Genomic DNA, 7,615 nt, shown 5'->3' on the forward strand with positions numbered 1-7,615 from the left:
CAGGCTGAGCGCAGGGGATGCCGAGGCGATCGGGACCTTCTCGCGCGAGCTCGAGGCGATCGCCGACGTGCTGCGCGGCTTCGTGCTGCGCGCGCCGCCGAACCTGGTCGAAGGATTTGGCGCGCGCGCGATCCGCGAATCCCTCAATGCGCTGGGTGCCGCGAAGCTGCTGGGCGCCCTGACGCTTGCGCAGCAGCGCGATCTGCTCGACCTGTTCACACGCTCGGCCGGCGAGATGCTCGAAGAGCGCTTCGAGAACGACCTGGTCAAGGCGCTGTTCGGCTTCGACGCCATCGTCGGCAATTACGCGAGCCCCTACACGGCAGGCTCCGCCTATGTGATGTTGCACCACGCCTTCGGCGAGGTGAACGGCAAGAAGGGCGTCTGGGGCCATGCGATCGGCGGCATGGGCGCAATCACACAGGCGATGGCAAAGGCCGCTCGCAGCCATGGCACCGAGATCGAGACCGCGGCCGGCGTGCGCGAGATCATCGTCGAGCGGGGCCGTGCCACAGGCGTCGTGCTCGACAACGGCGAGACCTTGCGGGCGAGATACATCGCCGCGGGCGTCAATCCAAAGCTGCTCTATACGAGGCTGCTTCCCCCCGACGCGCTGCCCGGCGACTTCCTCACCCGCATGAAGCGCTGGCGCAACGGCTCCGGCACCTTCCGCATGAACGTGGCGCTGTCGGCGCTGCCCTCGTTCACCGCGCTGCCCGGCGAAGGCGACCATTTGACCGCCGGCATCATCTTGGGTCCGAGCCTCGGCTACATGGACCGCGCCTATGAGGACGCCCGCGCCTTCGGCTGGAGCCGCGAACCGGTGGTCGAGGTTCTGATCCCCTCCACTTTGGACGACACGCTGGCACCGCCCGGCCAGCATGTCGCGAGCCTGTTCTGCCAGCATGTCGCGCCGCAACTGCCGGACGGCAAATCATGGGACGACCATCGCGAGGAGGTCGCGGACCTCATGGTGAAGACGGTGGATAACTACGCTCCCGGCTTCGCGGCCCGCGTGATCGGCCGGCAGGTCCTGTCGCCGCTGGATCTCGAGCGGCAATTCGGCCTGCTGGGTGGGGATATTTTCCATGGTGCGCTGACCTTGAACCAGCTCTTCTCGGCCCGGCCGATGCTGGGCCACGCCGACTATCGCTCTCCGCTGAAGGGCCTCTATCATTGCGGCTCCGGCAGCCATCCCGGCGGCGGCGTCACCGGCGCCCCCGGCCACAACGCGGCGCGGGCGATCCTCAGCGATCACCGCGCGCTGTTCGCAAGCCGCTGAGAAGCTGTGGAGAGCTTGTGCGGGAGCAGTTGAGAGAATAGCTCAAGAGCGTCGTAACGACCGTGCAAATGGCCGGCCGCAGGCTGTTGAAGAGTATCGGGATATCCTGTGGGCCGTGCTGTGGACTGGCGCGGCCGCGCGATATCCACAGCGGTGGAAAAGATCATCCGAAAGGAAACCCATGGGCGTGCTCGACGACTATCTGGTCGCCCCCGACATCACCATGATGGACAAGACCAGGATCCAGGCCCAGGTGCTGGTCCCGGTCATGCAAGCGCTGCGACGTGAGCTCGGTCGCGAGAAGGCCGACGATCTCGTGCGCGGCGCCTTGCGCGATTGGTCGAAGGCGCTGTTCGCCGAGATCGGCAAGACCGTCGAAGGCAGCGGCAGGCGCAAATGGGCGAAGCTGCAGGGCGCCTTCAACGACGTCACGGCGCAGGAGGTCGAGTTCGACATCCAGCGCCAGGACGACACGGCCCTCGACATCGACGTGACGCGCTGCCGCTTCGCCGAATTCTTCCGCGCGCTGGGCGAGCCCGAGCTCGGCGCCCTCCTGGTCTGCTGGGGCGACGTCGACATCGCGGAGGCGTCCGGCGGCGAGGTCAGGCTCGACCGGGCCCAGACCCTGATGCAGGGTGCCCCTTGCTGCACCTTCCGCTACAAATTCGAGCCGCGTTAAGTCTTTGCACAGCCGCGCTTAACCATGTTGAAAGCCTGTGGATGCGCGGTGGACCCGCCCACCTGATGCTGTGCATCAACCGCGCGCAAGACGATGGGCAGACTGTGGAAAACATTCGATCAAAGTATTGAATTTGACTGCATTTCCCAAAAGAGACGGCCGGGCATGAGCCCGGCCGTTGAGAACGCCTTTAAGACCACTTCGACTATTTCAGCGAGCTGTTGATCGAATCGAACTTCGTGTTGAGGCTCGTGCCGAGCGAGTTCACGACCGTGATGATTGCCAGCGCAATGCCCGCCGCAATCAGTCCATACTCGATGGCCGTGGCCCCGGATTCGTCCCTCAAAAAATTCCAAGCAATTACCTTCATGCGCTGCCGCCTCGCTCTGCCCTGATTTTGGCCCCCGCAATATTCCGGGGACCGGATCGTTAACTACTGAGTGGAACCTAAGGGCGGCTTAAGACGGCTCGGACAAATTTCTACAAAACCCCACGCAACTATAGGTCGAATTTGAGCCATTTCGGAGATGCCGGCCTCGTCCCGCTTGGGCTATAACACGCCAGACCTGCCTCGAGCCGCGATGAGCCTGTCCCCCGCCCCAACCTACCGCGCCAGCCTGACACTGGCGGACGAAGCTGCCACCAAGCAGATCGCCGACGTGCTGGGCGAGACGTTTTTCGACGATCAGGCGGCGATCGCGGCCTTCGAGCGGCCCGACGGGCGGTGGGAGGTCACCCTGCATTTTTCCGCGGCGCCCGACCCGGCCGCGCTCCGCGCGCAGGTCGTGACCGCTGCCGGTGAAACGGTCGCGCAAACCCTCTGCCTCGACACCGTCGAGGCCAAGGACTGGGTCAAGGCCAGCCTCGCGGATCTCAAGCCGGTGCCGGCCGGCCGCTTCGTCGTGCACGGCGCTCACGACCGCATGCGGGTGCCGGCGAACAGGATCGGCATCGAGATCGAGGCGGCGCTGGCGTTCGGCACTGGCCATCACGGCACCACGCGCGGCTGCCTGCTGCTGCTCGATCATGTGCTGAAGGCCCGCCGGCCACGGCGCGTGCTCGATCTCGGGACCGGCACCGGCGTGCTCGCAATCGCCGCCGCACGCGCGCGGCACGACAAGGTGCTGGCGAGCGACATCGATGCACCGTCGGTTCGGGTCGCGCGTGAGAACGCACGGGCAAACCGCTGCGGCAGCCTGGTGGAGGTGATCCGCGCAACCGGTTTTGCGGCGCCGGATTTTGCCGGCCACGGTCCGTTCGATCTGGTGCTGGCGAACATCCTCGCCCATCCGCTGCGGCAGCTTGCGGGGCCGATGGCATCTCATCTGGCGCCTTCGGGGCTGGTCGTCCTATCGGGTCTTCTGACTCCGCAGGCTGTCGCGGTCATCGCGGCCTACCGCGCGCGCGGCCTCGTGGTGTTGCGGCACCTGAAGATCGAGGGCTGGAGCAGCCTGCTCCTGCGATCCACAACATGACCGCGCGAAGCTGCGGTAGCTGCACCCTGTGCTGCAAGGTGATGGCAATCGAGGAATTGGCCAAGCCGGCCGGGTCATGGTGCCGGCACTGCAAGCCGCAACAGGGCTGCCGCATTTACGACGAGAGGCCGCCCGAATGCCGCCGCTTCGACTGCCTGTGGCTGACCGACGAGCGGTTCGGGCCACACTGGAAGCCGAACAAATCCAAGCTGGTGCTGACGTCTTCGGAAGATGGACTCGAGATTCGCTGCGATCCCGGCTTTCCCAACGCCTGGCGCCGGGAGCCGCTGCTCGGTGAAATCCGAAATCTCGCCGCCGCGGGCGAAGCACATGACGTCACCGTGCTGGCGATTGCCGGTTCACGAATGATCCTCGTCACTTCGGAGCGCGAGTTCGACCTCGGCAAGATCGGGCCGGACGAGCGGATCGTGCGGGAGCTCGAAGGCAATCGCGTGGTCGGGGCGCGCGTGGTCAGGTCATCCGGTTCGACGCGTGATTAATCGGAATTCTCCGCCGGTTTCCGGTGGATGTTCTTCTTGGCGCGCGCCTCGCTCAAACGATTGACGATCCTGCCGACGAGACCGGGCTCCTGCTTCGGATGCTGCTTGGAGGGGGGAGGCGCAGGCTTCCGGTTGGCGGGCGGAGAGATCTTCTCGAACGTGAAGGCAGGCATTACTCGGTCCCCTCTTCGTTGAGTTGAGCCGTTCCTTGCATTCCCCCCGCGTTCGCTCGATGACGTCGATCGCCGGTAAACGCTGCATCTTCGAAACGCAACTGCTACTCTTCGAGCATTAGCTATGTCAAAATGGCTAACATTGCGGCGTTCGCCCGGCAATCTTAAAGTGGATTCTTGCGATGTTCGAAGCTCACTTCCAGACGTTCGAGGAGCCCGAGAGCGGCGTGGCACTGAGCGCGCGCCTGTCGGCGTTTCGCGAGGAGCTGACACGGCGCAGGTTGAACGGTTTCGTGGTGCCGCGCGCCGATCAGCAGCAGAACGAATATGTCTCGCCGTCGGAAGAACGGCTGGCCTGGCTCACCGGCTTCACCGGTTCGGCCGGCATGGCGATCGTGCTGATGCAGGAAGCCGCCCTGTTCGTCGACGGCCGCTATACGCTGCAGGCCAAAAAGCAGGCTGACGGCAAGGCGTGGTCGGTGGAATCGCTGATCGATCCGCCGCCGGAGAATTGGCTCACCCAGCATCTGAAGGCGGGCGATCGCCTAGGATTTGATCCGTGGCTGCACACTTCTTCGGCAGTCGAGCGGCTGAGCACCGCCTGCGCCAAGGCCGGCGCGGAGCTGGTCGCGGTCGACGATAATCCCATCGATTCGGTCTGGAGCGAGCGCCCTGCCCCGCCGCTCGGCGCGGTGACGCTGCACGGCGCGCGATTTTCCGGCGAGACGGAGTCGGACAAGCTGAAGCGGATTGCCCAGGAAATCGGCAGGCTCGGCGTCGATGCACTGGTGCTGTCGGATTCACACGCCGTGGCCTGGACCTTCAACATCCGCGGCGCCGATGTCGCGCACACGCCGCTGCCGCTGTCCTACGCGCTGGTGCCCAGGGAGGGCCGGCCGACGGTCTTCATCGACCATCGCAAATTGTCGAACCAGACGCGCGATCATCTCGAGCAATCCGGCGATGTCCGCCAGCCCGACGCCTTGTCCGACGAACTGACAGCGCTCGCCCAACGCGGCGCCGCGATCGCGCTCGACAGCGCAACCGCCGCCGACGCCTTGTCGCGCCTGATCACATCGGCCGGCGGCAAGCCGGTGCGCGGCAGCGACCCGGTCAGCCTCTTGAAGGCGGTGAAGAACCCGACCGAGATCGCGGGCACGCGAACCGCGCACCACCGCGACGCGGTGGCACTGGCGCGCTTCCTGGCCTGGGTGGATCGCGAGGCGCCGAAGGGCTCGCTCACCGAGATCGACACGGTCGAGGCGCTGGAGACGTTCCGGCGCGAGACCGGCGCGCTCAAGGACGTGTCGTTCCCGACCATCGCCGGCACCGGGCCGAACGGTGCCATCGTGCATTACCGCGTCACCCGCAAGAGCAACCGTCGCGTCGCGCCGGGCGACCTGCTGCTGATCGATTCCGGCGCGCAATACGAGGATGGCACCACCGACGTCACCCGCACCATCGCCATCGGCGCGCCGACCGCCGAGATGCGTGACCGCTTCACCCGCGTGCTGCGCGGCCATATCGCGATCGCGCGCGCGATCTTCCCCGACGGCGCCACCGGCGCGCAGCTCGATCCTTTGGCGCGGCAGTTCCTGTGGCAGGCCGGCCTCGATTTCGAGCACGGCACCGGCCACGGCGTCGGCAGCTATCTTTCGGTGCACGAGGGCCCCGCGCGGATCTCGAAGCTCGGCACCACGCCGCTGAAGCGCGGCATGATCCTCTCCAACGAGCCCGGCTACTACAAGACCGACGCGTTCGGCATCCGCATCGAGAACCTGGAGCTGGTCACCGCCGCCGAGATCGACGGCGCGGAGAAGCCGATGAACGCGTTCGAGACGCTGACGCTCGCGCCGATCGATCGCCGCCTGATCGAGGCGCGCATGCTGAGCGAGATAGAGCTCGATTGGCTCAATGCCTACCACGCCCGCGTCCGGGCCGAGGTGCGCGGCCAGCTCGATGCGCCGACGCAGGCCTGGCTGGATGAGGCGACGGTGGCGCTTTCCGGCAACACCGAGATTCGCGCGGTGGTCGAGTAGGCGAGCGATCGAATCCGATCGAAAGAGCCCCGGCCGCGTGGCCGGGGCTTTTGTTTGCGCGTGCCCATTGAATGCCGCGGCGATCTGCTCCAGATAGGGCGGCGCAGATGTTTTGGGAGGGCACGGAAATGAGTTCGATGGATGACCTTTGGAATTCTATCGTCAGCGAGCATCCGGACGAGAGCGGGGAATTTATTCTCCAGAAATTCACGGAGCAGATGGAGAAGCCCGAGAACGCCGCTCTTCGCAGGGAGGCCTATCAGCTCCTGGCAGAGGAATTCTACTTTGAGCCGGAGGAGGAGGAAGAAGGGGACGAGGGCTGATCGGCGACCAGGGGGTAGCCTCCATGTCTTTTACCGAAGGAGCCCCGGCCGAAAGGTCGGGGCTTTTGTTTGCGAACGTGGCGGTCATGCGGCGAGCTGCGCGCCGTCATCTCGGTTGCGAGACCCGCTATTAAAACAGCCGCCCAGACTGCATGGCCGCATTCCGAAACAACGATTTTCCTGCACTGCAATATCGCTAGTGTGGCTCCAACCTGAAACGGAATCGGAACCGGCTGCGCATGCACGGAATGATCAGCAAACCGCTAGTTGCGGTGGGCCCGCGCGCGGTTGCGCCCTCGAAGACGATGTTGCTGTTGCTGGTCATCATGACCGGCATCGCGCCGATCTCGCTCTATCTCCTGGTGCCGGCGCTGCCGATGCTGGCCTCGACCTTCGGTCGCGACATCTCCGTCGCGCAGATGACGGTGTCGCTCTACATGGTCGGCATCGCGCTGTCGCAGGCGACGATGGGGCCGCTGTCGGACCGTTTCGGCCGGAGGCCGGTGCTGCTGTGGGGCCTCGGCCTGATGGTCGCAGCGAGCGTCGGCTCGATCTTCGCGCAGACCCTGCCGCAATTGATCGTCGCACGGTTCGTGCAGGCGCTGGGCGGCGCCGGAGGGCTCGTGATCAGCCGCGCCATCATCCGTGATCTCTACAGCCGTGAGCGCACCGCCTCGATGATCAGCCTGGTGATCGCGGTGATGATGATCGCGCAGATGCTGTCGCCGTTGACCGGCGGGCTATTGGAAACCGCCTTCGGCTGGCGCGCGATCTTCTATGTCATCACTGCCGCCGCAATCCTCGTCGCGGTGGCGATCGCCTTCGCGCTGCCGGAGACCCGCCGCGACCGCCTTGCGGGCGGCGGCTTCCGCGGCGACGTCGGCACGCTCTTCACCAGCCGCGCCTTCGTCGGCTTCATGCTGTGCCAGGTGCTGGCCTCGCAGATCATCTTCGCCTTCGCCGGCGGCGGTCCTTATCTCGTGGTGACGGAGATGCGACGCTCCAGCGCCGAATATGGCGCCTGGTTCGCCACCACCGCCTTCGCCTATCTGATCGGCAACGTGTTCTGCGTGCGCTTCGCGCCACGCCATGCACTGGAGAAGCTGATCTGGTTCGGGCTTGCGCTGCAGCTCACCGGCAGCCT

The 7,615-nt window shown here is 65.5% G+C and carries 9 protein-coding genes; 7 read left to right on the forward strand and 2 right to left on the reverse strand.

Annotated features, from left to right (window positions below; genetic code table 11):
* Together JOY90_RS02920 and JOY90_RS02925 are read left to right on the forward strand one after the other, a co-directional pair.
* Positions 1–1,282 (forward strand): NAD(P)/FAD-dependent oxidoreductase (locus tag JOY90_RS02920; protein ID WP_291689667.1); only part of this gene is annotated, 1,282 nt, incomplete at its 5' end.
* A 181-nt stretch (positions 1,283–1,463) separates the two neighbouring features.
* Positions 1,464–1,961, forward strand: a complete 498-nt coding sequence (locus tag JOY90_RS02925; RefSeq protein WP_291689668.1) for an L-2-amino-thiazoline-4-carboxylic acid hydrolase — start codon at positions 1,464–1,466, stop codon at positions 1,959–1,961.
* 205 nt (positions 1,962–2,166) lie between these two features.
* On the opposite strand, the gene JOY90_RS02930 is transcribed toward JOY90_RS02925, so the two are convergent.
* Positions 2,167–2,331: a Flp family type IVb pilin gene (locus tag JOY90_RS02930; RefSeq protein ID WP_291689669.1), complete on the reverse strand. Its 165-nt coding sequence runs from the start codon at positions 2,329–2,331 to the stop codon at positions 2,167–2,169.
* Between the two features lie 217 nt (positions 2,332–2,548).
* Between JOY90_RS02930 and JOY90_RS02935 the strand changes: the two genes are divergently transcribed.
* Positions 2,549–3,436, forward strand: a complete 888-nt coding sequence (locus JOY90_RS02935; RefSeq protein ID WP_291689675.1) for a 50S ribosomal protein L11 methyltransferase — start codon at positions 2,549–2,551, stop codon at positions 3,434–3,436.
* On the forward strand, positions 3,433–3,936 hold the full coding sequence (locus tag JOY90_RS02940) for a hypothetical protein (RefSeq protein ID WP_291689670.1): 504 nt from the start codon (positions 3,433–3,435) through the stop codon (positions 3,934–3,936). The genes JOY90_RS02935 and JOY90_RS02940 overlap by 4 nt, the downstream gene beginning before the upstream one ends.
* Here the strand turns inward: JOY90_RS02940 and JOY90_RS02945 are convergent.
* Positions 3,933–4,109: a hypothetical protein gene (locus tag JOY90_RS02945; RefSeq protein WP_291689671.1), complete on the reverse strand. Its 177-nt coding sequence runs from the start codon at positions 4,107–4,109 to the stop codon at positions 3,933–3,935. The genes JOY90_RS02940 and JOY90_RS02945 overlap by 4 nt on opposite strands.
* 182 nt (positions 4,110–4,291) lie before the next feature.
* Here JOY90_RS02945 and JOY90_RS02950 point away from each other — a divergent pair, with 182 nt between their 5' ends.
* From JOY90_RS02950 to JOY90_RS02960, 3 genes are all read left to right on the forward strand, one after another.
* Complete coding sequence (locus JOY90_RS02950) at positions 4,292–6,148, forward strand: aminopeptidase P family protein (RefSeq protein ID WP_291689672.1); 1,857 nt, start codon at positions 4,292–4,294, stop codon at positions 6,146–6,148.
* 128 nt (positions 6,149–6,276) lie between these two features.
* Complete coding sequence (locus tag JOY90_RS02955; RefSeq protein ID WP_291689673.1) at positions 6,277–6,471, forward strand: hypothetical protein; 195 nt, start codon at positions 6,277–6,279, stop codon at positions 6,469–6,471.
* A gap of 239 nt (positions 6,472–6,710) precedes the next feature.
* Positions 6,711–7,615: multidrug effflux MFS transporter (locus JOY90_RS02960; RefSeq protein ID WP_291689674.1), on the forward strand; the 905-nt coding region annotated here is incomplete at its 3' end.

The sequence above is a fragment of the Bradyrhizobium sp. genome (genome assembly GCF_019242285.1).
In the GTDB taxonomy this organism is placed as follows: domain Bacteria; phylum Pseudomonadota; class Alphaproteobacteria; order Rhizobiales; family Xanthobacteraceae; genus Bradyrhizobium.